General features: G+C 70.1%; 17 protein-coding genes and 1 pseudogene. 11 read left to right on the forward strand and 7 right to left on the reverse strand.

Translation table 11 applies throughout. The annotated features are described in order from the left end of the window. Positions 1 to 142: 142 nt before the first annotated feature. Together ACZ5VQ_RS23230 and ACZ5VQ_RS23235 are read right to left on the reverse strand one after the other, a co-directional pair. Positions 143 to 1045, reverse strand: a complete 903-nt coding sequence (locus ACZ5VQ_RS23230) for a tRNA (adenine-N1)-methyltransferase (protein ID WP_200399346.1) — start codon at positions 1043 to 1045, stop codon at positions 143 to 145. 166 nt (positions 1046 to 1211) lie between these two features. Continuing rightward, entirely contained in the window at positions 1212 to 2960 is a 1749-nt protein-coding gene (locus ACZ5VQ_RS23235; RefSeq protein ID WP_469106525.1) for a site-2 protease family protein, read from the reverse strand. A 145-nt stretch (positions 2961 to 3105) separates the two neighbouring features. Between ACZ5VQ_RS23235 and ACZ5VQ_RS23240 the strand changes: the two genes are divergently transcribed. Beyond that, a complete protein-coding gene (locus tag ACZ5VQ_RS23240) occupies positions 3106 to 4134 on the forward strand; it encodes a RecB family exonuclease (protein ID WP_469106526.1) in 1029 nt (342 codons plus the stop codon). Positions 4135 to 4198: 64 nt separating this feature from the next. Next, the gene (locus tag ACZ5VQ_RS23245) at positions 4199 to 4870 is read left to right on the forward strand and encodes a response regulator transcription factor (protein WP_362077735.1); all 672 of its coding nucleotides are present in this window, start codon (positions 4199 to 4201) and stop codon (positions 4868 to 4870) included. Between the two features lie 107 nt (positions 4871 to 4977). Here ACZ5VQ_RS23245 and ACZ5VQ_RS23250 read toward each other — a convergent pair whose 3' ends face one another. From ACZ5VQ_RS23250 to metH, 4 genes are all read right to left on the reverse strand, one after another. Continuing rightward, positions 4978 to 6561, reverse strand: a complete 1584-nt coding sequence (locus ACZ5VQ_RS23250) for an ABC transporter substrate-binding protein (RefSeq protein ID WP_469106527.1) — start codon at positions 6559 to 6561, stop codon at positions 4978 to 4980. Between the two features lie 96 nt (positions 6562 to 6657). After that, positions 6658 to 8262 carry an ABC transporter substrate-binding protein gene (locus tag ACZ5VQ_RS23255; RefSeq protein WP_469106528.1) on the reverse strand — a complete coding sequence of 535 codons (1605 nt, stop codon included), beginning with the start codon at positions 8260 to 8262 and terminating at the stop codon, positions 6658 to 6660. A 431-nt stretch (positions 8263 to 8693) separates the two neighbouring features. Next, positions 8694 to 9395 (reverse strand): HAD family hydrolase, encoded by a 702-nt coding sequence (locus ACZ5VQ_RS23260; protein ID WP_362077726.1) that lies wholly within the window; start codon positions 9393 to 9395, stop codon positions 8694 to 8696. Between the two features lie 168 nt (positions 9396 to 9563). Beyond that, entirely contained in the window at positions 9564 to 13091 is a 3528-nt protein-coding gene (metH, locus tag ACZ5VQ_RS23265; RefSeq protein WP_469106529.1) for a methionine synthase, read from the reverse strand. 329 nt (positions 13092 to 13420) lie between these two features. Here metH and ACZ5VQ_RS23270 point away from each other — a divergent pair, with 329 nt between their 5' ends. The 8 genes from ACZ5VQ_RS23270 to ACZ5VQ_RS23305 all read left to right on the forward strand — a co-directional run bounded on the left by ACZ5VQ_RS23270 (position 13421) and on the right by ACZ5VQ_RS23305 (position 23146). Continuing rightward, positions 13421 to 14185, forward strand: a complete 765-nt coding sequence (locus tag ACZ5VQ_RS23270; RefSeq protein ID WP_469106530.1) for an IclR family transcriptional regulator — start codon at positions 13421 to 13423, stop codon at positions 14183 to 14185. Between the two features lie 352 nt (positions 14186 to 14537). Next, positions 14538 to 15344, forward strand: coding sequence for an MIP/aquaporin family protein (locus ACZ5VQ_RS23275; RefSeq protein ID WP_469106531.1), 807 nt, complete (start codon positions 14538 to 14540; stop codon positions 15342 to 15344). Between the two features lie 115 nt (positions 15345 to 15459). Beyond that, positions 15460 to 17028, forward strand: a complete 1569-nt coding sequence (gene glpK, locus ACZ5VQ_RS23280) for a glycerol kinase GlpK (RefSeq protein ID WP_469106532.1) — start codon at positions 15460 to 15462, stop codon at positions 17026 to 17028. Between the two features lie 6 nt (positions 17029 to 17034). Continuing rightward, entirely contained in the window at positions 17035 to 18660 is a 1626-nt protein-coding gene (locus ACZ5VQ_RS23285) for a glycerol-3-phosphate dehydrogenase/oxidase (RefSeq protein ID WP_469106533.1), read from the forward strand. 217 nt (positions 18661 to 18877) lie between these two features. Beyond that, on the forward strand, positions 18878 to 19630 hold the full coding sequence (locus ACZ5VQ_RS23290; protein WP_469106534.1) for a nucleoside phosphorylase: 753 nt from the start codon (positions 18878 to 18880) through the stop codon (positions 19628 to 19630). Next, positions 19627 to 20961, forward strand: coding sequence for an amidohydrolase (locus tag ACZ5VQ_RS23295; RefSeq protein WP_469106535.1), 1335 nt, complete (start codon positions 19627 to 19629; stop codon positions 20959 to 20961). Before ACZ5VQ_RS23290 ends, ACZ5VQ_RS23295 begins: the two co-directional genes overlap by 4 nt. A 97-nt stretch (positions 20962 to 21058) precedes the next feature. Then, positions 21059 to 21730, forward strand: coding sequence for a FadR/GntR family transcriptional regulator (locus ACZ5VQ_RS23300; protein ID WP_055613331.1), 672 nt, complete (start codon positions 21059 to 21061; stop codon positions 21728 to 21730). 249 nt (positions 21731 to 21979) lie between these two features. After that, the gene (locus ACZ5VQ_RS23305) at positions 21980 to 23146 is read left to right on the forward strand and encodes a PAC2 family protein (protein ID WP_469106536.1); all 1167 of its coding nucleotides are present in this window, start codon (positions 21980 to 21982) and stop codon (positions 23144 to 23146) included. A gap of 45 nt (positions 23147 to 23191) precedes the next feature. Here ACZ5VQ_RS23305 and ACZ5VQ_RS23310 read toward each other — a convergent pair. Next, positions 23192 to 24193 (reverse strand): annotated as a pseudogene (locus tag ACZ5VQ_RS23310) (SMP-30/gluconolactonase/LRE family protein). A gap of 316 nt (positions 24194 to 24509) precedes the next feature. On the opposite strand from ACZ5VQ_RS23310, the gene ACZ5VQ_RS23315 reads away from it, so the two are divergent. After that, a complete protein-coding gene (locus ACZ5VQ_RS23315; protein WP_469106537.1) occupies positions 24510 to 26258 on the forward strand; it encodes a S8 family peptidase in 1749 nt (582 codons plus the stop codon). The last annotated feature ends 57 nt before the right edge of the window (positions 26259 to 26315 follow it).

Here is a 26315-nt window from a genome sequence, read left to right on the forward strand (position 1 = left end):
CTCCCCCTCTTTGCTCTTCTGTGTGGTGAAAAAAGAAACCCCCCCTCCTCCTCCCCCCCCCCCCCCCCCCCCCCCCCCCCCCCACGACGCTTGAGCGTTGTACGCGGCACAGGGCCGCCTCGACGGCCGGCGCCTCCGTCAGTCAGCGGCCGGTGCCTCCGTCGGCGTTCGGACCGGAGTAGTCCTCGCCGTACGCGCCCTTGGCGGGACGGCGGCGGCGCATGGGCGGCTCGACGCCGTCCGCGAGGCGGCGGGCGGTGAGCAGGAAGCCGGTGTGCCCGATCATCCGGTGGTCCGGGCGGACAGCCAGGCCCTCGATGTGCCAGTTGCGGATCATCGACTCCCAGGCACTCGGCTCGTTGAAGCAGCCGATCTCGCGGATGGACTCGACGGTCCGGGCGAGCTGGGTGGTGGTCGCCACGTAGCAGCAGACGATGCCGCCGGGGACGAGTGCCTTGGAGACGGCCTCCAGACACTCCCACGGGGCCAGCATGTCGAGGATGACCCGGTCGACCTCGGTGTCGCTGAGGTTGTCCTGGAGGTCGCCGACGGTGAGCTGCCAGGCGGGGTGCGGGCCGCCGAAGTAGCGCTCCACGTTCTGCTGGGCGATCTCGGCGAAGTCCTCGCGGCGCTCGTAGGAGTGCAGCATGCCCTGGTCGCCGATGGCGCGCAGCAGAAAACTGCTGAGCGAGCCGGAGCCCACGCCCGCTTCCACGACGCGTGCGCCGGGGAAGATGTCTGCGAAGGCCAGGATCTGCCCCGCGTCCTTGGGGTAGACCACGGCGGCGCCGCGGGGCATGGACAGGACGTAGTCGGGGAGCAGGGGGCGCAGCGCCAGATAGGCGACGTTCCCCGTGGTGCGGACAACGCTGCCCTCGGGAGCGCCGATCAGCTCGTCGTGCGGGAAGGAACCCTTGTGGGTGTGGAAGTTCTTCCCCGCTTCGAGCGTGAACGTGTAGTGGCGGCCCTTGGGGTCGGTCAGCTGTACCTGGTCCCCGACCTTGAAGGGCCCACGTCGGCGGGCGGCACCGGTCGGTTCGGACATGTGAACAGCCTACCGGTCCCTGCGGGGCGCTCCGACCGCAGTGGGGCTCCACTGGAGGGCTGTGGAACACCGCGGGGTCCGTCGTGACTCGGCGCGCCCACGCGGCGGAGCCGCATGCTGCAACAGCCCCGCGCCCCTTGCGGCGCGCCGTGCACGAGCTCAGCTCTCAGTTGGGGCGGGCCATTGCCTTCACGAAGGCCCGTTCCACGTCTGCTGCCGAGAGGACTCCGTAGATCTCACCGGAGTCCTCCACCACCAGGTACTCGGTCGCAGGCGCAGCGCGCAGGGCCTCCAGGAGGTCCTCGCCGGCCAGTTCGGCGGAGACGCGCATGCCGTCCGTCAGGTCCTGGGCGAGGCCGCTGACGGCGACCCAGGGGCGGCGGTGTTCCGGTACGCCGACGATGGCGGCCTCGCGGACCAGGGAGAGGGGTTCGCCGTCGGGGTCGACCACGACCAGGGCGCGGGCGCCCGCGTCGTTGGCCCGGCGCAGCGCCTCCGAGAGCGGGGTGTTGGTCTCCACCGGCACCGCGCGGCGGGTCAGGGCCCGGGCCCTGAGCTCGGGCAGGTGTTCGCGCAGGCGGGCCATCCGCAGGCTGTTCCCGGCACCGGTCCAGATGATCGCGGCCAGGATCGCGGCGAGCAGGGCGTCCATGACGGTGTCCATGCCGCCGATGTCCTCGGCGTCGGCGCCGAGTGCCCCGGACTGGGTGAGCAGGGGCAGTCCGATGAGTACGGAGATCGCCAGGGCGCGGCCGACCCAGGCGGCGGCGATCGTGCCGCTCATCGGCTTGCCGGTGATCTTCCAGACGACGGCCCTGAGCATCCGGCCGCCGTCGAGGGGCAGACCGGGGAGCAGGTTGAACGCGGCGACGATCAGGTTCGAGATCATCAGGCCGGCCAGCAGGACGCCCGGGACGGTGCCCGGCTCGACGGCCTGCAGGGCGAGGTAGAAGAGGCCGCCGAGGATCAGCGAGAGCAGGGGGCCGACGAAGGCGAGGACGAACTCGCGGCCCGGGGTCTCGGACTCCTTCTCGATCTCCGAGACACCGCCGAAGAACTGGAGCTGGATACGGCGCACCGGCAGTCCGAAGCGCAGGGCGGCGACCGTGTGGGCCAGTTCGTGGACGAGTACGGAGGCGTAGAAGGCGACCGCGAAGAAGAGAGAGACGAGGTAGCGGGCCATGCCGAGTTCGGGCAGGACGCGGTCGAGCTGGCCGCCGAAGACCCAGGTGATGAGCGCGGCGACGAGGAACCAGCTGGGCGCCACGTACACGGGGACGCCGAAAGGGCGTCCCATGAGCAGGCCGCCACCCGGTTCCTTGCCGCGCCGGGAGGACGAGCCCCTCTTCCGCCCGGACTTGGATTTGGCGGGCGGGGTGTGTGCCTCGGAGCGGTGGGCGTCGTGGGGCTGCCCGGGCGCGGGGTCATCGGAGCGGGGGTCCGGGGCAGGCGGTGAGGCGGGTGGCGAGGTGGGCGGCAAGGTGGGTGCCTTCCGCAGGTCGGCCGGCGGCGCATCCGCCCGCGCTTCGCCATCTTCGCCGTCTCCAGCGGCACCAGCAGCACCAGCAGCACCAGCAGCACCAGCAGCACCAGCAGCACCAGCAGCACCAGCAGCACCAGCAGCACCAGCAGCCTGGTCGTCCGCCGGGTCGTCCGGGGTTCCCTCGTTCTGGTCCGGCTGTCCTGCCTCCGCTGCCGCTGCCGTGTCTGCCTCCGGCTGGGGTTTCGCATGGGCGTCGGTGTCGTGCGGCTCCTCGCCGGAGTGCGGCCGGGCCGTCGAGGTGGCCGGATCGCCGGGGCGCGGCCGACCCGTGCGGCGCTCGTCCGCCTCGTCCGTGCCGGATCGCGGCTGCCCGCTCCCGCCGCTCTCGTCCACGATGTCCCCTCGTTCGACGCGTCTCCCGCTCGCGATCATGCACGGCGAGAGGTCCTGTGGTCGATGGTATGCGGCCGTCGTGTCGCGTTCGGCCCCGGCACCCCCTCTGTTTCCCACTCCGTGGCGGGCGCGCGCAGGTCACCGTGTGTCGCACTGTCAGTGGCGGGCCGTAAGGTCTGTCGTCATGGAAACCAGCACCGACGGCGTGGCTCAGGCGGGCCCGCAACCCGAACCGACGGGAACCTCGGCCGAGCCCGCGGACGTGCCGGTCCAAGCCCCGTCCGCCCCCGCGGCCGACCCTGTCGTGGTCGCCGAGCCCGCTCGCGTCACCGTCGCCGTGCCGCCGGCCTCGTTGTCGCCCTCGCGGGCCGGGGACTTCATGCAGTGCCCGTTGCTGTACCGCTTCCGGGTGATCGACAAGCTGCCCGAGAAGCCGAGCGAGGCGGCCACGCGGGGCACACTGGTGCACGCGGTGCTGGAGCGGCTCTTCGACGCGCCGGCCACCGAGCGGACCGCGCCGCGTGCGAAGTCGCTGATCCCCGGTCAGTGGGACCGGCTGCGCGAGGCGAAGCCGGAGCTCGCCGAGCTGTTCGCGGACGCCGACGAGAACGCGGCGGGCGAGCGGCTGGCCCGCTGGCTGACCGAGGCGGAGCAGCTGGTGGAGCGCTGGTTCACCCTGGAGGACCCGACGCGTCTCGAACCGGCCGAGCGCGAGCTGTTCGTGGAGGCCCAGCTGGACTCGGGCCTGAAGCTGCGCGGCATCATCGACCGCGTCGACGTGACCCCGTCGGGCGATGTGCGGATCGTCGACTACAAGACGGGCAAGGCCCCGCGCCCGGAGTACGCGGAGGGCGCCCTGTTCCAGATGAAGTTCTACGCCCTCGTGGTCTGGCGGCTGAAGCAGGTGGTCCCGCGCCGCCTCCAGCTCGTCTATCTGGGCAGCGGCGACGTCCTGACGTACGACCCGGTCCCCGCCGACCTGGAGCGCGTCGAGCGGAAGCTGCACTCGCTGTGGGAGGCGATCCGGCTGGCCACGGAGACCGGTGACTGGCGGCCGCGCCCCACCAAGCTCTGCGGCTGGTGCGACCACCGGTCCGTGTGTCCGGAATTCGGCGGCACTCCCCCGCCCTATCCGCTGCCGGTGCGCCGGGCGGAGCCGGCCCCGGACGAAGGCCGGGGAGCCGCCCCCGAGCCGGCACCCCGCTCCCCGTGAGGGCGCCCGAGTCCGGCGGTGCCGAGCAGGGCAGAATGGGGCCGGACTAACGAAGGAGACTTACGTGGCCATCCGCGTCCTATTGGTCGACGACCAGCCGCTGCTGCGTACCGGCTTCCGGATGATCCTGGAGGCCGAGCAGGACCTCGCGGTCGTCGGCGAGGCCGGTGACGGTCTCCAGGCACTGGATCAGGTACGGGCCCTGCAGCCCGATGTGGTTCTGATGGACATCCGCATGCCGCGGATGGACGGGGTCGAGGCGACCCGTCAGATCACCGGCCCCGGTCGGGACGGTCCGGCGAAGGTGCTGGTCCTGACGACCTTCGACCTCGACGAGTATGTGGTGGAGGCACTGCGCGCCGGCGCCAGCGGCTTCCTCCTGAAGGACGCACCCGCCAACGAACTGGTGCAGGCGATCCGGGTGGTGGCCTCGGGTGAGGCCATGCTCGCACCCAGCATCACCCGTCGGCTCCTCGACAAGTACGCGAGCCATCTGCCCTCGGGCGACGAGCCGGTGCCGGACACCCTGCACACGCTCACCGAGCGCGAGGTCGAGGTGCTGAAGCTGGTGGCCCGCGGTCTGTCGAACGCGGAGATCGCAGCCGATCTGTTCGTCAGCGAGACGACGGTCAAGACGCACGTGGGCCACGTCCTCACCAAGCTGGGGCTGCGCGACCGCGTGCAGGCCGCGGTGTACGCGTACGAGAGCGGTCTGGTGCGCCCCGGCGCGCAGTGAGCGCCCCCGCCACGGACCTCTGACAGGAGAACGGCCGGCCCCCTCGAACAACTCGAATGAGGGGGGCGGCCGTTCTGCGCGTGCGCGGCGGCTGTGCGCGGACGGGCTCAGTCCTTGCTGATCTCCCAGAAGCGGAACACCGTCGACGCGTCGAGGCAGTTCTCCAGGCCGTACACGCTGTCGCGGACGACCGCGTACTGCTTGGCCTGCCAGACCGGGATGATCGGGACCTGGTCGGCGACGATGTCCTGGAGCTCGCCGTACTCCGGCTCGGTCGAGGCGCGGTCGCTCTGGGCGGCGGTCTCGGGGATGAGCCGCCCGGTGACCGTGCTGTTCGTGTAGTTGTTGCCCAGCACGTTGCCCTCGCCGAAGAACGGGGCCGTGAAGTTGTCCGGGTCCGGGTAGTCCGGCACCCAGCCCTTCACGTACACGCCGTACTTGCCCGCCTCGATGTCCTTCTCGTACTTGTCGTACGCGACGGACTTCACGGTCGCGTCGAACAGGCCGCTCGCGTTGAGCTGCCCCGCGATCGCCCTGAACTCCTGGTCGGTGGAGGGGCCGTAGCGGGTCGGCGTCGACCAGAGGGTCAGCTTCACCTTGTCGGTGATGCCGTCCTCCAGCAGCGTGGCCTCGGCCTTGGCGCGCGAGGGGCGGGCGCCGTAGGTGTCGAAGAAGGCCGTGTTGTGGCCCGTGATACCGGCCGGGATGATCGAGTACAGCGGGGCCGCCGTGTTCTCGTAGACCTCTTTGATGAGGGCGTCGCGGTCGAGCAGATGGGCGATGGCCTTGCGGACGCCCTGCTTGCCCGCCACCGGGTCCTTCATGTTGAAGACCAGGTGCTGCACCTCGGCGCTGGAGCCCTCGACGACGTCGATCTCCTGGCTGCCGGTGGTGTCCGCCTCGATCTCGGCGATGTCCTTGGCTGCGAGGCCTCGGTAGGCGACGTCGACCCGGCCGTCGAGGACGGCCTTCTTCAGGCCGGCCTGGTCGCCGTGGAACAGCTTGAGGGTCACGCCGTCGTTCTGCGTCTCGGCGTTGCCCTCGTAGTTCTCGTTGACCGTGAAGACGGCCTCGTCCTTGCTGAACGACTCCAGTTTGTACGGGCCCGAGCCGACGGCCCTGCCGTCCTCGCGCAGCCCGTCCGCCGAGTACTCCCGGCGGTTGACGATCGAACCGGCACCGGAGGCGATCTTGCTCGGGAAGGTGGCGTCGGAGACCTTGAGCCTGAAGACGACCGTCTTGTCGTTGGGCGCCTCCACCTTGTCCAGCATGGGGAACATGATCGCGGGCCCGGCGTCGTCGTCGATCTTCGTCATGCGGTCGAAGGAGAACTTGACGTCCTGCGAGGTGAGATCGTCACCGTTGCTGAACTTCAGCCCGTCGCGCAGGGTGCACCGGTAGACCTTGGCCTCCGTGTCCGTGAACCCGCACTCTCTGGCGGCCTCCGGCTCCGGCTCGGTGCCGCCCTTGGGGAAGCTGAGCAGGGACTGGAAGACGTTGTTGAAGAGGAGCCAGGAGCCGGGGTCGTAGCCGGAGGCGGGATCCGTGGCCAGGACGTCGTCCGTCATTCCCATGACGACGTCGGAGCCACTGCCCCCGGAACCCCCCGACTCCGAGCCGCATCCCGTCAGCAGGCCGGCGGACAGGCCCGCCACGACGGGCAGGACCGGCCACTTGGTGCGCATGTTCACGAGCGTGTGCCTTGTCGTTGGTCTGTCTCTGGTCCGGTCGGTAGCCGTCGCTTCCGGCTCAGCCGCCCGGTCCGGTCGGGCGTCGTCGCCTCGGGCTCAGCCGCCGACTCCGCGGCCGAGCTCCCAGAGCTGAAGCGTCGCCGAGGAGTTGAGCGCGTACTCGGCGCCGGTGATGTCGTCCCGGGTGGCGATGTACTGCTTGCCCTGCCACAGCGGCAGAACCGGGACGTCGTCGGCGACGATGCTCTGGATCTCCTCGATGCTCTTAGAGGCGGTGAGGCGGTCGGCCTCGCGGCGGGACTCGGGGATCAGCTTGGAGCGGATCTCCGGGTTCGCGTACGGCGAGCCGATGGTGTTGTCCTTGTCGAGGAACGGCGCGAGGTAGTTGTCGGCGTCGGGGAAGTCCGGGAACCAGCCCATGCCGTAGACCTCGTATTCGCCCTTCTGCTCGTTCGGGCGGAACGTCGACCAGTTCTCGCCCTTGATGCTCACCTTGAACAGGCCGCTGTCGTTCAGCTGCTTCTGCAGCAGCTCGAACTCCTCCTTGGTGGCCGGTCCGTAGTGGTCGTCCGTGTACTGCAGCGTCAGCTTCACCGGCGTGGTGATGTTCGCCGCGGCCAGCATGTCCTTGGCCTTGGGGACGCTCGGGTCGCCGTACTTGTTGAAGAACGAGTTGGCGTGACCGGTGACGGTGGCCGGGACCATGGAGTACAGCGGGTCGGCGCCGGAGCCGTACACCTGCGAGGTGAGCTCGCCGCGGTTGATGACCTGGGCCATCGCCTGACGGACCGCCTTCGTCTTCACCGAAGGGTCGTTGGTGTTGAAGCCGAGGTAGCGGATCTCCAGACCGGGCTGCTCGATCAGGTCGACGTCGGTGCCCTTGTCGTTCTGGAGCTTCTTGATCTGCGCGGGCGACATGGTGCGGGTCATCATGTCGATGTCGCCCTTGTCGAGCGCGGTGCCCATGGCGTCGGCGCTCTCGAAGGAGCGCAGCTCGACCTTGTCGTTCTTCAGCTCCGAAGTCCCCTGGTAGTTGGGGTTCTTGGTGAAGACGGCCTTGACGATCACGTCGTCCTTGACCTCGGCCTTGAGGGTGTACGCCCCGGAGCCGTTCACCTCGAAGCCGTCCCGCAGCTTGTTCTTGTCGTAGTCGTCGGGGTTGACGATGCCCGCGACGGGCGTGGACAGCTTGAACGGGAAGGTGGCGTCCGCGCTGTTGAGGTGGAAGATCACCTCTCGGTCGCCCTTGGTCTCGACGGTGTCGACGGTGGACAGCAGGGCGAAGACACCGCTGTCCGCCTTGATCTGCATGGCGCGGTCGATGGAGAACTTCACGTCCTCGGCGGTGATCGGGTCACCGTTGGAGAACTTGAGGTCCTTGCGCAGGGTGCAGGCGTACCGCTCGTTGCCCGAGTCGGTGAAGCCGCACTCCTCGGCCGCCTCCGGAGCCGGGTCGCCGCCGCCGTTGGGCATGACCATCAGCGTCTGGACGGTCTGGCGGAGGATGTTCCAGGTGCCCACGTCGTACGCGGAGGCCGGGTCGAGCGGCGCCGGGTCCTCCTTCGAGGCGGTGAACCGGTCGGTAGTGCCGACGACGATGGCGTCGCCGCCGTTGTCCCCGCTGTCGGAACCGCCGCACGCGGCGAGGACCGGGGCGAGCAGACCGATCACGGCCGGCAGCACCAAAGTCTTACGGTTCATGCTCGAAGTTCTCCAGAGCTGTCGATCCCGCTAACCCTGCAGGCCGGGTTGCGGCGGTGGGGTCACGGGGGTTACGGCGATGTCTCGATGAGATTAGTCCGCACCAGCAGGACCGTTCGCAGGTACCGGAGTTGAGCTCCCATCACGCTGCGAAACCGGGTGTGGACGCACCGAAAACCCGACAGCGGAAGGATTGGTGCAGCGTTCCATGAATCGGGACACAAGGACGCGTCGAACCGCACCGAAAGGGCTTCCAAGACACAGCCGGGGCAGCTTGTCGACGGCCTGCAGCGTGTCGAACGTCACATCGTCAACCATGTGAGGAAGCGCTCGAATTCGGCCACCCGCGACACACGGAAGGGGATCGAATTACTCCGGTGCCGTGACCACGTAGTTTTTCCGGCATTCAATCATTCACCCTGGGTGAAGGATTAGCGCTTTTCCGTCATCAGACCCCGTAGAAAAGACAGGTCAACCTGTTCGAGGGACGGAACAACGGTGCGCCGGACCGCCGGAGCAATGGGTGCGACGGACGGTACGGCGACCACGTGGCAGCCCGCCGCCTCGGCCGCGGCGACGCCCGTCGCCGTGTCCTCGATGACCGCACATCTGGCCGGATCCGCGCCCAGGCCGGCGGCCGCCAGCAGATACGGATCGGGGAACGGCTTGGTGCGCTCGACCTCGTCGCCCGCGATCGTCAGAGCGAAGTTCTGGGGGCCCAGCGAGGTCACGACGCGGTCGATGATGCGCCGGTGCGAGGCGGAGACCAGGGCCGTGGGGATCCTGTGCGCGGCCAGCTCGGCGAGGAGCCGCGCGGCGCCCGGCATCAGCGGCAGGACGCGGCCGATCCGGTCCTCGAACCCGTCGTTCAGCAGGACCGTGAGCTCGGCGAGGGTGACGTCCGCGCCGGTGGCCTCGATGAGGAAGCCCGCGCTGCGGGTCATGGGGCCGCCGACGACCACGTGGCGCCAGGAGTCGTCGAGGGTGTGGCCGAGGCGGGCGAACACCTCCACCTCGGCGTCCCACCAGAAGCCCTCGGTGTCCACCAGGGTGCCGTCCATGTCCAGGAGTACGGCCTGGAGGGCGGAGCCCTCGGCCGTTTGGGTACCTAGTGCGGGGACCGTACTGGTCATAGGCGCACCTCCGTGTAGGGACGAGAAGGCCGGTTCCCTCCCGGGGAACCGGCCTGCACTGGACCGACCAGTGTACGTCGCCGTCGAGAGAAGTGCCTCCTGTAACGGGGGCCGCGGCACGTTGGCGGCCGCGGGCCCGTTACGGCTGCTCGCGCCCCTGAAGGGCGCTTACCTGGCGTTGAAGTACTTCGCCTCCGGGTGGTGGATCACGATCGCGTCCGTGGACTGTTCCGGGTGGAGCTGGAACTCCTCGGAGAGGTGGACGCCGATCCGCTCGGGCTGCAGGAGCTCGGCGATCTTGGCGCGGTCCTCCAGGTCCGGGCAGGCGCCGTAGCCGAGGGAGAAGCGGGCGCCGCGGTACTTCAGGGCGAACATGTCCTCGACGTCGGACGGGTCCTCCCCGGCGAAGCCGAGTTCGGAACGCACGCGCGCGTGCCAGTACTCGGCGAGGGCCTCGGCCAACTGCACGGACAGGCCGTGCAGTTCGAGGTAGTCGCGGTAGGCGTTCGCCTCGAAGAGCTTGGCCGTCTCCTCGCCGATCCGGGAGCCGACGGTGACGACCTGGAGCCCGACGACGTCCGTCTCGCCGGACTCCTCCGGCCGGAAGAAGTCGGCGAGACACAGCCGACGGCCGCGGCGCTGGCGCGGGAAGGTGAAGCGGGTGCGCTCGTTGCCCTGCTCGTCGAGGAGGATCAGGTCGTCGTCCTTGGACACGCACGGGAAGTAGCCGTAGACGACGGCCGCCTCCAGCAGGTTCCCGGTCTGCAGCTGGTCCAGGAGGCCGCGCAGCCGCGGCCGGCCCTCGGTCTCCACCAGCTCCTCGTACGTCGGCCCGTCGCCCGTACGCGCCTGCTTGAGGCCCCACTGGCCCTTGAACAGCGCGCCTTCGTCGAGCCAGGAGGCGTACTCCTTGAGCTGGATGCCCTTGATGACGCGGGTGCCCCAGAAGGGCGGCTCGGGGACCGGGTTGTCGATGGAGACGTCGGAGCGGACCGAGCCCTCCTCGGGGCGCTCCTCGACGACCGTCTGGACGGTGGCCCTGACCCGGCGCTGCTTCAGCTCGGGCAGGCTCGCGCCGGGCACGCCGCGCTTGACCGCGATCAGCGCGTCCATCAGGCGCAGGCCCTCGAACGCGTCGCGGGCGTAGCGGACTTCGCCCTCGTAGATCTCGTGCAGGTCCTGCTCGACGTACGCCCTGGTGAGGGCCGCGCCGCCGAGGATCACGGGGTAGTCGGCGGCCAGCTTGCGCTGGTTGAGCTCCTCCAGGTTCTCCTTCATGATCACCGTGGACTTGACCAGCAGTCCCGACATGCCGATGACGTCGGCGCGGTGCTCCTCGGCGGCCTCCAGGATCGCGGAGACAGGCTGCTTGATGCCGAGGTTGACGACGGTGTAGCCGTTGTTGGACAGGATGATGTCGACGAGGTTCTTGCCGATGTCGTGGACGTCGCCGCGCACGGTGGCCAGCACGATGGTGCCCTTGCCCTCGTCGTCGGTCTTCTCCATGTGCGGTTCGAGATGGGCCACGGCGGTCTTCATGACCTCGGCCGACTGGAGAACGAACGGCAGCTGCATCTGGCCGGAACCGAACAGCTCACCGACGACCTTCATGCCGTCGAGGAGCGTCTCGTTGACGATGTCGAGGGCCGGTCGGGTCTGGAGTGCCTCGTCGAGGTCGGCCTCAAGACCGTTCTTCTCGCCGTCGATGATGCGTCGCTTGAGCCGCTCGTCCAGGGGCAGCGCGGCCAGTTCCTCGGCCCGGCCGGCCTTCAGGGACTTGGTGGTGGCGCCCTCGAACAGCGCCATCAGCTTCTGCAGCGGGTCGTAGCCCTCCGCGCGCCGGTCGTAGATCAGGTCGAGGGCCGTGTTGACCTGCTCGTCGTCGAAGCGGGCGATCGGCAGGATCTTCGACGCGTGGACGATCGCCGAGTCGAGGCCCGCCTTGACGCACTCGTCGAGGAAGACCGAGTTGAGCAGGACACGGGCGGCCGGGTTGAGGCCGAAGGAGATGTTGGACAGACCAAGGGTGGTCTGTACGTCGGGGTGACGCCGCTTCAGTTCGCGGATCGCCCCGATCGTGGCGATGCCGTCCCCCCGTGACTCCTCCTGGCCCGTGCAGATCGTGAAGGTCAGGGTGTCGATGAGGATGTCCGACTCGTGGATGCCCCAGTTCTCCGTCAGGTCCTCGATCAGCCGCTCGGCGATGGCGACCTTGTGCTCGACGGTGCGGGCCTGGCCCTCCTCGTCGATGGTCAGCGCGATCAGCGCGGCGCCGTGCTCCTGCGCCAGCCTGGTGACCTTCGCGAACCGCGACTCGGGGCCGTCGCCGTCCTCGTAGTTGACGGAGTTGATGACCGCACGGCCGCCGAGCTTCTCCAGACCGGCCCGGATCACGGGGACCTCGGTGGAGTCCAGCACGATCGGCAGCGTGGAGGCGGTGGCGAAGCGGCCGGCCAGCTCCTCCATGTCGGCCACACCGTCGCGGCCCACGTAGTCGACGCACAGGTCGAGCATGTGCGCGCCCTCGCGGATCTGGTCGCGGGCCATCTCCACACAGTCGTCCCAGCGGCCGTCCAGCATGGCCTCGCGGAACTTCTTCGAGCCGTTGGCGTTCGTCCGCTCGCCGATCGCCATGTACGCGGTGTCCTGGCGGAACGGCACGGTCTGGTAGAGCGAGGCGGCGCCGGGCTCGGGGCGCGGGTCGCGCGCGGCCGGGGTCAGGTCCCGTACACGCTCGACGACCTGGCGCAGGTGCTCCGGGGTCGTGCCGCAGCAGCCGCCGATCAGGGAGAGGCCGTACTCGCGTACGAAGGTCTCCTGGGCGTCGGCCAGCTCGGGTGCCGTCAGCGGGTAGTGGGCGCCGTTCTTGCCGAGGACCGGGAGGCCCGCGTTCGGCATGCAGGACAGCGGGATGCGGGAGTGGCGGGCCAGATAGCGCAGGTGCTCGCTCATCTCGGCGGGGCCCGTGGCGCAGTTCAGGCCGATCATGTCGATGCCGAGCGGCTCCAGCGCGGTGAGCGCGGCGCCGATCTCCGAGCCGAGCAGCATGGTGCCGGTGGTCTCGACGGTCACCGAGACGATCAGCGGCAGGTCGACGCCGAGGGTGTCCAGGGCCTTGCGGGCGCCGATGACCGACGCCTTGGTCTGCAGCAGGTCCTGGGTGGTCTCCACGAGCAGCGCGTCGGCGCCGCCGGCGATCATGCCCTCGGCGTTCCGCTGGTAGGCGTCGCGCAGCAGGGTGTACGGGGCGTGGCCGAGGGTCGGCAGCTTGGTGCCGGGGCCCATGGAGCCGAGCACCCAGCGCTGCTGCCCGGTCGAGGCGGTGAACTCGTCGGCGACCTCGCGGGCGATGCGGGCACCCGACTCGGAGAGCTCGAAGACGCGCTCGGCGATGTCGTACTCGGCGAGGGCCGCGTGGTTGGCGCCGAAGGTGTTGGTCTCGACGCAGTCGACGCCCACGGCGAAGTACGCCTCGTGGACGGAACGGACGATGTCCGGACGCGTGAGGTTCAGGATCTCGTTGCAGCCTTCGAGATTCTCGAAGTCCTCCATCGTCGGATCCTGTGCCTGCAGCATCGTGCCCATCGCACCGTCGGCCACCACCACGCGGGTGGCGAGCGCCTCACGGAGGGCATCGGTTCGGGTCCTGCTGTAGGCGGAGGAGGACGAGAGGGACGGGTTAGGCGACGAGGCCATGGAAGATGCTCCCTGAAGTGCGACGGCTGTCGGCTTTGCGCTTCTCATGGAAGGCGCACGCCGCAAGGGTAGCCCGCGACGGCGCGCCGGGTCAGTGGAGTCCACGGGGCGGACGGGCGACACGTGCGCGACCTGCGGTGGGGATCGCGTGATCCGTGGCGGGGATGCGGCCGACGGCACCGGCGGTGTTGCGGCCGCAACACTTCGCTGCAACACATCACTGCCACCCATTGGCGGGACATCGACGACGAGCGGTAGTGTTCGACATTGCCGAACGGTGGCAGCGAAGCGCCGACCGACGGTCCAAGGGGACGGAGGGCAGGACGGCGATGGCACGGAACATCCAGTCGCTCGAACGGGCGGCCGCGATGCTGCGGCTGCTCGCGGGCGGCGAGCGACGGCTCGGCCTGTCGGACATCGCCTCGTCGCTCGGCCTGGCCAAGGGTACGGCCCACGGCATTCTGCGCACGCTGCAGCAGGAGGGCTTCGTCGAGCAGGACGCGGCGTCCGGGCGCTACCAGCTGGGCGCGGAACTGCTGCGCCTGGGCACCACGTATCTCGACGTGCACGAGCTGCGGGCGCGCGCCCTGGTGTGGACCGACGACCTGGCCCGGTCGAGCGGCGAGAGCGTCTATCTGGGGGTCCTGCACCAGCAGGGCGTCCTGATCGTGCACCACGTGTTCCGGCCCGACGACAGCCGGCAGGTGCTGGAGGTCGGGGCCATGCAGCCACTGCACTCCACGGCGCTGGGCAAGGTCCTGTCGGCCTACGACCCGGTGGCGCACAGCGAGGTCCTGGAGGCCGAGCGCAAGGAGTTCACGGTCCGCACGATAAGCGAGGCGGACGCCTTCGAGACCGTCCTCGACCTCACACGCGCGCGCGGGTACGCGGCCGATGTGGAGGAGACCTGGACGGGCGTGGCCTCGGTGGCCGCGCCCATTCACAACCAGCGGCGGATGCCGGTCGGCGCGGTGGGCGTCACGGGGGCGGTGGAGCGCGTCTGCAAGGACGGCGAGCTGCGCCCCGAGCTGATCGCGGCGGTCCGCGACTGCGCCCGCGCGGTGTCCCGTGATCTGGGCGCCGGGCGGTTCTGAGGTTCACGGGGCACTTCGAACGGAAACAAGGCCGGTACATCGACGACGTACCGGCCCTTTGTCATGCCCTCGCGACCACGGAACGTGCCAGCTCGCACGCGGTACGCGGCCTTCCCAAGATCGATGTTTCACAGCAATGAATAACGATCGCGTTTTCGACAACGGAAGCCTTGACGAGCTGGTAACGGGAGAGCGAGACTCGCGTCCATCGGTCGGCATTGTCGAACACCTACCGGCAATACGCGTTAGAGTGTGACAACGCCAAGGGCCGCAACGACCTCACCTGAGGTCGCGAACCACCGGAGGGACCCGGGGTTCGGCTTCCCCTGGACGAAGGACAAAGGAGTCGCGGGTGTCCAGCTCCGACATCTTCATCGGCGAGACCATCGGTACCGCCATACTCATCCTGCTCGGCGGCGGTGTCTGTGCCGCCGTCACGCTGAAGGCCTCCAAGGCACGCAACGCCGGGTGGCTCGCCATCACCTTCGGGTGGGGCTTCGCGGTACTGACCGCCGTGTACACCTCGGCGCCTCTCTCCGGTGCCCATCTGAACCCGGCCGTGACCCTCGCGATCGCCATCAAGGACGACGCCTGGAGCAACGTCCTGACCTACTGGTCGGGCCAGCTCCTCGGGGCCATGATCGGCGCGGCGCTGGTGTGGGTCGCCTACTACGGGCAGTTCCACGCGCACCTCACCGACCGCGCCCTCTTTCCAGACCAGCACAGCGTGGGCGGTCCCGGTGCGCAGGACACCAAGTCCGTGGAGGCGCGGGAGGCCAAGGCCGGCCCGGTGCTCGGCATCTTCTCCACCGGCCCGGAGGTCCGGGTCGCGTGGCAGAACCTCGCCACGGAGATCATCGGCACGGTCGTGCTGGTGCTCGCGGTGCTCACGCAGGGACTCAACGACAGCGGCAAGGGTCTCGGCACCCTGGGCGCGCTGATCACCGCCCTCGTGGTCGTCAGCATCGGCCTCTCCCTCGGTGGTCCGACGGGGTACGCCATCAACCCGGCCCGTGACCTCGGTCCGCGTATCGTGCACGCCCTGCTTCCCCTGCCCAACAAGGGCGGGTCCGACTGGAGCTATGCCTGGGTCCCGGTCGCCGGTCCGCTGATCGGCGGAGCGATCGCCGCAGGCCTCTACAACGTCGCTTTTGCTTAGAGCCGTACGTCCGCTCGGTGTCGACGTCCGTCCGGTACGGGACGGACGTCGGCTCGGAGCCGAGAGCAATACGCCGTAAGCCAGCCCCTTATCCACGGACTTTCAGGAGCACACCGTGACCGACGCGCACACCGCCGCCACGCATTCCCACGGCACCGGCCCGTTCATCGCCGCCATCGACCAGGGCACCACCTCCAGCCGCTGCATCGTCTTCGACCGCGACGGGCGCATCGTCTCCGTCGACCAGAAGGAGCACGAGCAGATCTTCCCGAAGCCGGGCTGGGTCGAGCACAACGCCACCGAGATCTGGACGAACGTCGAGGAGGTCGTCGCCTCGGCCATCGCGAAGGCCGGCATCACCCGCGACGACATCAAGGCCATCGGCATCACCAACCAGCGCGAGACGACGCTGCTGTGGGACAAGAACACCGGTGAGCCCGTCCACAACGCGCTCGTCTGGCAGGACACCCGCACCGACGCGCTCTGCAAGGAGCTCGGCCGCAACGTCGGCCAGGACCGCTTCCGCCGCGAGACCGGCCTGCCGCTGGCCTCGTACTTCGCCGGTCCGAAGGCCCGCTGGCTGCTCGACAACGTCGAGGGCCTGCGCGAGCGTGCCGAGGCCGGCGACATCCTCTTCGGCACCATGGACAGCTGGGTCATCTGGAACCTGACGGGCGGTGTGAACGGCGGCCGGCACGTCACCGACGTCACCAACGCCTCCCGCACCATGCTGATGAACCTGCACACCATGCAGTGGGACCCGAAGATCGCCGAGTCGATCGGCGTCCCGCTGGCGATGCTGCCCGAGATCCGCTCCTCCGCCGAGGTCTACGGCGAGATCACCGGCGGCAAGCTGGGCGACCTGCTCGGCGGCATCCCGGTCGCCTCCGCGCTCGGCGACCAGCAGGCGGCCCTCTTCGGCCAGACCTGTTTCGCCGAGGGCGAGGCCAAGTCCACGTACGGCACCGGAACGTTCATGCTGATGAACACCGGTGACAAGCTCATCAACTCCTACAGCGGGCTGCTGACCACCGTCGGGTACCAGATCGGCGACCAGAAGCCGGTCTACGCCCTTGAGGGATCCATCGCCGTCACCGGCTCGCTCGTCCAGTGGATGCGCGACCAGATGGGCCTGATCAAGTCCGCCGCCGAGATCGAGACGCTCGCGCTGTCGGTCGAGGACAACGGCGGCGCGTACTTCGTGCCGGCCTTCTCCGGCCTGTTCGCCCCGTACTGGCGTCCCGACGCCCGCGGTGTGATCGCCGGTCTGACCCGGTACGTCACCAAGGCGCACATCGCGCGCGCCGTCCTGGAGGCCACGGCCTGGCAGACCCGTGAGATCAGCGACGCCATGACGAAGGACTCCGGCGTCGAACTCACGGCCCTCAAGGTCGACGGCGGCATGACCTCCAACAACCTGCTGATGCAGACCCTGGCCGACGTCCTGGACGCCCCCGTGGTGCGCCCGATGGTCGCCGAGACCACCTGCCTCGGCGCCGCCTACGCCGCCGGTCTCGCCGTCGGCTTCTGGACCAACACCGAGGACCTGCGCGCCAACTGGCGCAGGGCCGCCGAGTGGACCCCGAACATGGCCGCGGAGACCCGCGACCGTGAGTACAAGAGCTGGCTCAAGGCCGTCGAGCGGACCATGGGCTGGCTCGAAGACGACGCTGACGAGGAGTAATTCGCAATGACCACCCTGCAGAGTGTCCCGGCTCTTGGGACGCACCCGGCCAACGGCTCCGCCGCCTACGGTTTCAAGGCAGTGAGCCGTGCCGAGACCCGGGAGCAGCTGTCCAAGGCGACATACGACCTCCTGGTGATCGGTGGCGGGATCCTGGGCATCTCCACCGCCTGGCATGCCGCACAGTCGGGCCTGCGGGTGGCCCTGGTCGACGCCGGCGACTTCGCCGGCGCGACCTCCTCCGCCTCCTCCAAGCTTCTCCACGGCGGTCTGCGCTATCTGCAGACCGGCGCGGTGAAGCTGGTGGCGGAGAACCACTTCGAGCGCCGTGCGGTCTCCCGTCAGGTGGCCCCCCACCTGGCGAATCCGCTCACGTTCTACCTCCCCGTGTACAAGGGCGGGCCGCACGGCGCGGCGAAGCTGGGCGCGGGTGTCTTCGCGTACTCGGCCCTGTCGGCCTTCGGTGACGGCGTGGGGCATCTGCTCTCGCCGTCGAAGGCCGCGCAGGACGTGCCCGAGCTGCGCACGGACAACCTCAAGGCCGTGGCCGTGTACGGCGACGACCAGATGAACGACTCCCGGATGGCGCTGATGACGGTCCGCGGGGCCGTCGAGTCCGGTGCCACCGTGCTCAACCACGCCGCGGTCACCGGCCTGCGCTTCACCCGGGGCCGGGTGACCGGCGCGGAGCTGAAGGACACGCTCTCCGGCGAGGAGTTCGGCGTGTCGGCCCGCCTCGTGCTCAACGCGACCGGGCCGTGGGTCGACCACCTGCGGAAGATGGAGGACGAGAACGCGGCGCCGTCCATCCGCCTGTCGAAGGGCGCGCACCTGGTCCTCAAGCGCACCTCCCCCTGGAAGGCCGCGCTGGCCACCCCGATCGACAAGTACCGCATCACCTTCGCCCTCCCCTGGGAGGACATGCTGCTGCTCGGCACGACCGACGAGGCGTACGAGGGCGACCCGGCGGACGTGGCGGTCAACGAGAAGGACATATCCCAGATCCTCGACGAGGCCGCGTTCTCCATCCGCGACCAGCAGTTGTCCCGTGACCTGATCACGTACTCCTTCGCGGGTCTGCGCGTGCTGCCCGGCGGTCCCGGCGACACGTCGAAGGCCAAGCGGGAGACGGTCGTCACCGAGGGCCGGGGCGGCATGCTGTCCGTCGCGGGCGGCAAGTGGACGACCTTCCGGCACATCGGCCGTACGGTGATGAAGAAGCTGGAGTCGCTGCCGGGCCGTCCGCTCGGCGAGGACTTCGAGCCGATCTCCGAGCTGCCGAAGAAGCTGCCGCTGCCGGGTGTCGCCAACCCGCGCGCGGTCGCGCACCGGCTCCTGGTCGACGGTCCGGCACCCGGCCCGCGCATGGCCGCCGACACCGCCAGGCATCTCTCCACGCACTACGGTTCGCTGGCCTTCGACATCGCGCGGCTGGCCAACGACAACCCGGAGCTGGCCGAACGCGTCCACCCGGACGCTCCCGAGATCTGGGCGCAGGTCGTGTACGCGCGCGACAACGAGTGGGCCGAGACTGCGGACGACGTACTGCGCCGCCGTACGACGCTGACGATCCGCGGCCTCGCGACGGACGAGGTACGGGGCAAGGTGCAGGGCCTGCTCGACGAGAAGTAGCCGAACGGCCACACCACGTCCGAAGGGCGGCTCCCACGGGGGGAGCCGCCCTTCGGCATGTCCACCGCTGCCCGGCCGGCCGGGCAGCGGCCCAGTGCTTCGATGTCCTCCGCTTCCTGCTGCGTACGATCTTCGGTGTGCAGGGCACTTTTGACGATGCGTCACTGAGCACGGCGCAGCGCCGCCGCCGCACCGGCCGTACGACTGGAGTCGCTTCATGACGCAGGACCTGCTGCCCATCACCCGGATACCCCGCACCGGGCTGCCCCCGCACGCCGTCGTGGTCGGTGACCCGGCACGTGCCGCGGCCGTCGCCGCGCTGCTCGACGGCGCGGAGGAGGTGTCGTACCACCGTGAATACCGTGTGTTCAGCGGGAGTTGGAAGGGGCTGCCGGTCGTCGTCGCCTCGCACGGCGTCGGCGGGCCCGGGGCGATCCTGCTCTTCCAGGAGCTGGCCGACGCGGGGGTGCGCACGATCCTGCGGTTCGGCACGGCGGGTGCGATGCGGCCCGGGATCCGGGACGGCGATCTGGTGATAGCGGAGGCGGCCGTACGCGACGACGGGGTGACCCAGCAGCTGCTGCCGCCCGAGTATCCGGCGGTGTCCGCGCCCGAGGCGGTGCTCGCGCTCCAGCGGGCGGCACGCGAGCAGGGCGCCCCGCACCACCGGGGCTTCGTGTGGACGCGGGCCGCCTTCCAGCCGGGGCTGATACCCCTGCCCTCGTACGACGGGGCGGGACTCGCCGCCATCGAGATGGAGCTGTCGGCGCTGCTCATCACGGCCTCGCTGCGGGGCCTGACCGCGGGCGGTGTCCTCGTGATCGACGGCGCGAACGCGGACGAACTCGTCGACGAGAAGGTCACGGGTGGCTACAACCCGCACCGCGAGGTCGTCGCCGCGGGCGTGGAGCGCGGCAGTGTGGTCTCCCTCGAAGCCCTGCGCCTGCTCGCGGAAGGGGAAGCGCTGTGAGCATTCCCGCCCAACGGACCGCTCCAGCCGACCTGTTGGTGCACGGCGGCGACATCCTCACCGTCGACGCGGCCGGCACGGTCGTACCCGCCGGAGCCGTGGCCGTCCGCGACGGCGAGATCCTCGCGGTCGGACCGGCCGCGGACCTGCGGGCGCGCTACACGGCCGCCCACGACCTCGACGCGACCGGCTGTCTGGTGCTCCCCGGCCTGGTCAACGCGCACACCCACCTGGCGATGACGCTACTGCGCGGCCGTGCCGACGACGTGACGCTGCAGGGCTTCCTGGAGCGGGTGATCCGCTGGGAGAGCGAACTGCTGTCGGCGGAGAACGTCGCGGCGGCGATCCGGGTCGCGATCGCAGAGAGCGTACGGGCCGGGGTGACCTCGGCGCTCGACATGTACTGGTTCCACGAGGCGGCCGAGCGGGTCGCGCACGAGGCGGGCTGGCGGCTGCACACGGGGCCGACGTTCATGGACGTACCGACCCCGCCCGACGGCATGGCGTACGGGGACCGGCTGGAGTGGGCACGCCGGGACCTGGCCGACAGGGACCGGCGGCCCGGCACGCGTCCCGTGCTCTTCGCGCACTCCGCCTACACGCTCTCCCCCGCCCAGCTGACCGAAATCGCCGCGCTGGCAAGGGAGTTCGGCGCGCTGCTGCACATTCACGCCGCGGAGAACGCCGCCGAGGTCGCGACCGTCGAGGAGCGCCACGGCAAACGCCCGGTGGAGCTGCTCGACTCGCTCGGGCTGCTCGGCCCCGATCTGCTGCTGGCCCACGCCGTGGACCTGACCGGCCCCGAGATCGCGGCGCTCGCCCGGACCGGCACCTCGGTCGCCCACTGCCCGGTGTCCAACCTCAAGCTGGGCTGCGGTATCGCCCCGGTGCCCCGGCTGCTGGACGCGGGGGTGACCGTCGGTCTCGGCACGGACGGCGCGGTCAGCTCCAACACGCTGGACGTCCTGCGGGCAATGGGCACGGCCGCCCTGGTGCACAAGGCGGCCGGCGACCCGACCGCGGTCGGCGCCGAGCAGGCCGTGCGCATGGCCACCATCGAGGGCGCCCGCGCGCTGGGCCTCGACGCCCACCTGGGTTCGCTGGAGGCGGGCAAGCGGGCCGACCTGATCGTCCTGGACCTGGGCGGTCCGCATCTGGCGCCCCGCCACGATCCGTGGTCGACCCTCGCGTACTCGGCGCGTGCCTCGGACGTACGGGACACGGTCGTCGACGGACGGATCCTGATGCGTGGCCGTAGGCTCACGACGCTCGACGAGGCCGCCGCGCTTGCGGACCTGGCGGCCCTCGTGTCACCGTCCGACCTTGTGTGATCGTGATCGTCACTGCCGGGCTCTCGGGGGCGACGGAAGCCGCATAATGAGACATCGGATGTCTGAGCGACATATCTGATCGACAGGGAGGCCCGCCATGGCAGTCACCGATGAGGCGATCGAGAAGATCAAGGGAATGATCGTCTCCGGCGCACTGCGCCCCGGCGACCGGCTCCCCAAGGAGAGCGAGCTCGCCGCCGATCTCGGCCTGTCCCGCAACTCCCTGCGGGAGGCGGTGCGGGCGCTCTCCCTGATCCGCATCCTGGACGTGCGGCAGGGCGACGGCACGTACGTCACGAGCCTGGACCCGCAGCTCCTTCTGGAGGCGCTGAGTTTCGTCGTGGACTTCCACCGCGACGACACTGTCCTGGAGTTCCTCGCGGTACGCCGCATCCTGGAGCCGGCCGCGACGGCGATGGCGGCGCTGCGGATCAGCGAGCAGCAACTGGACGCGCTCGGCGCCCAGTTGAACGCGCTCGGCGCAGCGCCCTCGGTGGAGGAGCTCGTCGCCTGCGACCTGGAGTTCCACCGGGGCATCGTCCAGTCGTCCGGCAACTCGGTGCTCTGCTCCCTCCTCGACGGCCTGTCCGGTCCCACGACCCGCGCCCGTATCTGGCGCGGCCTGACCCAGGAGGACGCGGTCAGCCGCACCCTCCACGAGCACCGCGCGATCCTCAGCGCGCTCCGCGACCGCGACGCGGAGGCGGCCCGCTCCTGGGCGACCGTGCACATCGCGAGCGTGGAACAGTGGCTGCGCTCGACGTTGTGATCACCCTGCCTGGGGAACGGTTCGGACATCCGACCTCTGGCGGTCGTCCGACGTATGGCGCCACCTCGAAACAATGTCCGGGCCCGCGGTGGAAGTTGGCCGGGGACAGCTCGGACGACTGCGGGGTGTTCGGAAGTGACGAACGGGGCAGTGATGCGGTCACTCCCCCATGCAAGGGGGCTGCGGGCGCTCCCCACGCAAGCCGTAAGGTTGGGGCGTACGCGAGGGCACGTCGGAAGGAGGCGCTGGGTGATCGAGCTCGAGGGGGTTCCCGAGCTGGTCGACCCGGTCATGGTGGCCGCGTTCGAGGGCTGGAACGACGCCGGCGACGCTGCCTCCACCGCGGTCGCGCATCTGGACAGGGAGTGGAAGGGCGAGGTGTTCGCGGCGCTCGACGCCGAGGACTACTACGACTTCCAGGTGAACCGCCCGACCGTGTGGCTGGACGGCGGAGTCCGCAAGATCACCTGGCCGACGACAAGGTTGTCGGTGGTCCGGGTCGGCGGTGACAAGCCGCGGGACCTGGTGCTGGTGAGGGGCATCGAGCCGTCGATGCGCTGGCGCTCGTTCTGCAACGAACTGCTCGGCTTCGCCCATGAGCTGGGCGTCGAGCTGGTCGTCATCCTGGGCGCCCTGCTGGGCGACACCCCGCACACCCGTCCGGTCCCGGTCAGCGGCGTCACGTCGGACGCGGACCTGGCCCGCACGATGGACCTGGAGGAGACCAAGTACGAGGGCCCCACAGGCATTGTCGGCATCCTCCAGGAGGCATGCACGCACGCGGGCGTACCGGCGGTCTCGCTGTGGGCGGCCGTGCCGCACTACGTATCGCAGCCGCCGAACCCGAAGGCGACGCTGGCCCTCCTCAACCGCCTTGAGGACCTCATCGACATGCGGATCCCGCTGGGCGAACTGCCCGAGGACGCGCGGGCCTGGCAGCTGGGCGTGGACCAGCTGGCCGCCGAGGACAGCGAGGTCGCGGAGTACGTACAGACGCTGGAGGAGGCCCGGGACACCGCCGAGCTTCCGGAGGCGTCGGGCGAGGCGATCGCCCGCGAGTTCGAGCGATATCTGCGCAGACGGGACGGGGGCGGTCCGGGTTCGCCGCCCGGCGGCCATGCCACGGAGAGCGGCGATCCCGCCACGTACCTCAGGGACGGCCCGAGCGGGCGCGCCCGGCCGCCGAGGCCGCCGCAGCGGCCGGAGGCCACGGACGGGGCCGTCGACGACGACACCTCCGACATCTCCGACTCTTCGGACGGCGACGCGTCGGAGGCGTCCGGCACGACGGGGACATCCGGCCCGTCGGAGGCTTCGGACGCCGAATCCTCGGACGCCGAATCCACCGGATCCTCGGGTTCCGGCTCAGGCTCCGGCTCCTCGGACTCCGGTTCGTCGGATTCCTCGGAGGACTGACCGGGCGAAGGGGCGGCGCGCGTCGGGCGCGCCGCCCCTCGCGCGTCAGACCTGACGCACGGCCACCGCGTCGTACTCCGTGTCGGGCGTCGGCTCGACGTCGAAGCGCGCGTTCGGCAGGTAGAGACGGTCGCCCCACGCCGCGGCCGTCGTCGGGATCCGGAAGCGCGGGTCGGTGATCCGGGTGATCACCGTGCCCTTGGTGCCGGCGGAGTTCAGCCGGAACACGTCGATCGCGTTCTGCTGCTGCTGAACGACGTAGAGAGTGCGGCCGAGGAGCAACAGCCCGTCGCCGTTGGGGATCTTGGCTGCCCCGAGGTCGACCGCGGTGGCGGCTCCGGTGCGCGGGTCGACACGCATCAGCGTGCCGCCGTCGGCGAAGGCGTTCACCACCAGGAGCGCGCTGCCGTCCGGTGTGCGCTCGATCCCGTTGGCGGTGAAGTCCGCGCCCTGCTGCCAGTCACCACCTAGCGGTACGGTCCTGACAGCCCCGGGCCTGCCATGCCGGTCGAGCGCGAGCCGGTAGAGCCGGGGCGCGAAGGAGTCGGTGAACTAGGCGGCGCCCGGCGCGAGGATCACGTCGTTCACGAACGTGCCGCCGACGGCGTACGACTTCTCGATCTCTCCCGTACGGACGTCGACGGTACGCAGATCGCCACCGGCCCCGCCGCTGACGAACAGGCGGCCGTGCCGGTCGATCTTCAGTCCCACGCTGGGGTGTCCGGCGCCGGGGCCCTTGCTGATGACGGAGCCGCGCCCGGTGGCGAGGCTCGCGCGGTAGATGTCGCCGTTGGCCAGCGACCCGAAGTACGCGAACGGGGCGGAGCCGATGGCTATGCCCTCCGGCTGGAAGCCGTTGGGCAGGGGGAACCTGTCCGGCCAGTTCTTCTGCGGCCTCTTCTGCGATCCCTTCTGTGATTCCTTGTGAGGTCCCTGCTCCGGTGTCTCGGCCGCGTGCGCCGTGCCGCCCAGGAGTGCCGCTCCTCCCAGGGCTGCGGCCGTGGTGAGGAGTCTTCGACGTGCGAAGGAACGGTCTGCGAGTGCCACTGTGCGTCCTTCCACGAGAGGGCCGACGCGGGGCCGGCCCGACGGTCAACAGACGCTGTCACCCCATCACATGACAACCGTCTCCGCTGTCTTTGGCCGGATTGTGGCGTGACATCTGTTTCAGGACGGATTGCGCACGGTACCCAATTCAACTTGTTCTCAAACGCAGTTGGCGAACTCGGGGGTGGACTAGTCGGTCCGGGAGGAGCAAGGTGTGCCCCGGAGGACACCGACCGGAGGCACGACTCTCGACAACTCCAGCACCCGCACAAGCCCTTGCACTTGCACTTGCACGGACCGAAGGGAGCGGCACGCGATGACCGACCAGGCACAGCCCGCGCAGGGCCCGGGAGCGTCCGGGCCAGGGCCCGACGGAGCGGGATTCACCTACCGAGGAGCCGAGCAGGAACTGATCGTCGTCGCACGGCCCGAGGCCCGGCTGCGCGCCGAGGCCGAAGGGGTCCGTTCGGCGGCCGGCGCCGACGTGTCGGCACTGAACATGTTCCTCAGCGACGAACAGCTCGCCCTCCAACCGCTGTTCGGCAGCGAGGAGCGCCTGCAGTCGGCGGCCCAGCCCTCGGCCCCGGGCGCCGAGACGCTGCCCGACCTCGGGCTCTTCTACCGGGTACGCGGCGTCGAGAGCCGGGCCCAGGAGCTGCGTTCGCGGATCGCGGCACTGCCGGAGATCGCCACCGCGTACGTGAAACCGGGTGCCGTACCGGCCTCGGTGGGGTCCGTGGGACACAGCACCGACGAGAGCCGGCGGCGCAAGGAAGGCGCCCCCGTCACACCCGACTTCACCAGCCGCCAGGGCTATCTGCGCCCCGCGCCCGAGGGCGTGGACGCGCACTGGGCCTGGCAGCGCCCCGGCGGTTCCGGCCAGGGCGTCACCGTGATCGACGTGGAGGGCGCCTGGCAGCTAGGCCACGAGGACCTGGCCGCGAAACTCGCGGGTGTCGTGGTCGGTACCCCGATCCAGGACCTGGCCTGGCGCAACCACGGCACCGCCGTCATCGGTGTGATCGGCGGCGACCGCAACGAGTACGGCATCACCGGCATCGTGCCGGACACGGTGACCGCCGCCGCGTCGTTCCACGGCATCGGCTCCGCGGCCGCGATCCACGCGGCGGCCGACCGGCTGGGCGCCGGGGACATCATCCTGGTCGAACTGCACAGCCCGGGGCCGCGGTTCGACTTCGCGGTGCGCGACGACCAGCGCGGCTACATCGCCCTGGAATGGTGGCCGGACGACTTCGCGGCCATCCGGTACGCGACCGCCAAGGGCGTCCTGGTGGTGGAGGCCGCGGGCAACGGCGGGGAGTCCCTGGACGACGCGGTGTACGAGCGCCGGCCCGACGAGTTCCCTGAGTGGTGGCGCAATCCGTTCAACCCGTCCAACCAGTCCTCCGGCGCGATCGTGGTCGGCGCGGGCGCGCCGCCGCCCGGGACCCACGGCCGCGACCACGGCCCGGACCGCTCGCGCCTGGCGTTCTCCAACTACGGGGCGCGGGTGGACGCGCAGGGCTGGGGCCGCGAGGTCACCACGACCGGCGGCTTCTGGGACAAGCCCGGTGATCTGCAGGGCGGCGCCGAGGAGATGGCCTGGTTCACCGACACGTTCTCCGGGACCTCGTCCGCCTCCCCGGTGGTGGTGGGCGCCCTTGCCGCGCTGCAGGGCATGCTCAGGGCGGTCGACCAGGAACCGATGGCCCCGGAGCGGGCGCGCCGGCTGCTGCGGGCCACGGGCTCCCCGCAGCAGGACGCGCCGGGCCGGCCCGCGTCGCAGCGGATCGGCAACCGGCCCGACATCAAGGCGGCGGTCGCCCATCTGCTGCCGGAGGCGGTCGGTTCGGGCCAGGCCGAGCGGTACTGGGACGAGCTGCTGCCGTATCCCCGTGAACTCCCGCCCAGGCTCCGGCTGTTCGTGGCCGGCGGCTGGCGGAGCCTGAACAACCCGTCCGCCGAGATCCGCCAGGCGGTGCACTCCGCCTTCGCGGGCGGACGGCCCGACGTACGTGTCTGGTTCTCGGACGACGAGATCGTCGGCCTGGTCGTCACGGGCTGACGCGACCGACCGTTCTTCCTCGGACCGGCCGTCCCGCACAACACCAACCATTGCTCA

Source organism: Streptomyces sp. NPDC033178 (assembly GCF_055577685.1).